This is a genomic window from Anabaena sp. UHCC 0253 (assembly GCF_009712085.1).
Taxonomy (GTDB): Bacteria; Cyanobacteriota; Cyanobacteriia; order Cyanobacteriales; family Nostocaceae; genus Dolichospermum.
The window spans coordinates 530,203-531,407 of record NZ_VILD01000001.1; the positions used below are offsets into that span (position 1 = coordinate 530,203).

Here is a 1,205-nt window from a genome sequence, read left to right on the forward strand (position 1 = left end):
AAAGCGACAGTTAAATTCTAAAACGCGAAAATCACCGATCTGGTGTAATCATTAACCCCGCATACAAAACGCCTCGGTAGTCAATCCCCCTAGATTTTAAGGCTGTGATAGTTCTTTCTAACACCTCAGTTTGCACCCGTGCCATTAATTCTGGTGTCGCTATCGGTGCAGGAGCATAAGCACCCATACCGCCTGTATTTTCTCCTGTATCACCTTCGCCAACGCGTTTATGATCTTGAGCCGGTAATAAGGGGCGAATGGTTAAACCATCGGTTAAAGCTAAAACTGATACTTCTTGTCCCAGTAAACATTCTTCAATGACAACGGAACTACCAGCCGCACCAAATTGTCCTTGAAAAATCGCCTCAATCGCTTCTTCAGCCTGAGCAATGGTTTCAGCAACTGTGACACCTTTACCAGCAGCTAAACCATCGGCTTTTATGACTATGGGCGCTCCTTGAGTTTGGATGTAAGCTTTTGCTGGGGCTGCTTCCGTAAATACCGCAGCTTTGGCAGTGGGAACTCCAGCTTCTGCCATTAATGCTTTAGCCCAAGCCTTACTTGCTTCTATTTGCGCTCCTGCTTTGTTAGGTCCAAATACCATTAAACCTTGATTTTGCAGATAATCAGTAATTCCCTGAGCTAAAGGAACTTCTGGACCAACTACTACTAAAGAAATACCATGAGCGATCGCATATTGACTAATACCTGCAAAGTCATCTACTGCTAAAGACAAGTTTTGACAACCTTGCATACTTGCTGTACCCCCATTACCTGGTACGCAGACAACTTGCTCAATTTTATCAGATTGCAGCAATTTCCACGCTAGAGCGTGTTCACGTCCCCCATTACCGATAACTAAAACTTTCACTTATTTCCTCATAGTTCTCTTACAGTCATAATTAAGAATACTCGCAAATCAACTGTTTACTATACATCTTTTCAAGAATGAAACAAAAATCAGTTAATATCTAATAGTTGTGAGCGATTATTTTCTGTCTAAAGTGATTAAGTCTCATCATTTTTCTGCTATTTTGTCAGCTTCTCCAGCGGTTTTCAATTGGGATAAAAAGGACTTTATTGCTGTTTTAAAAAATGCGGCTGATACTGCTGAATTAAATGTTGTTGGAGAAATAGCGGTTGAATTTGTCCCCCAGGGAATTTCTACAGTAGTTTTGTTAGCAGAATCTCATATAGCGTTGCAC

The 1,205-nt window shown here is 41.2% G+C and carries 1 protein-coding gene and 1 pseudogene; one reads left to right on the forward strand and one right to left on the reverse strand.

All coding sequences use genetic code 11. From position 1 onward, the window contains the following. A pseudogene (purD, locus tag FJR38_RS02345) lies at window positions 1–871 on the reverse strand (phosphoribosylamine--glycine ligase); the annotation flags it as partial. 133 nt (window positions 872–1,004) lie between these two features. Between purD and FJR38_RS02350 the strand changes: the two are divergent. Next, the coding region (locus FJR38_RS02350; RefSeq protein ID WP_371418125.1) for an S-adenosylmethionine decarboxylase at window positions 1,005–1,205 on the forward strand (201 nt) is incomplete at its 3' end.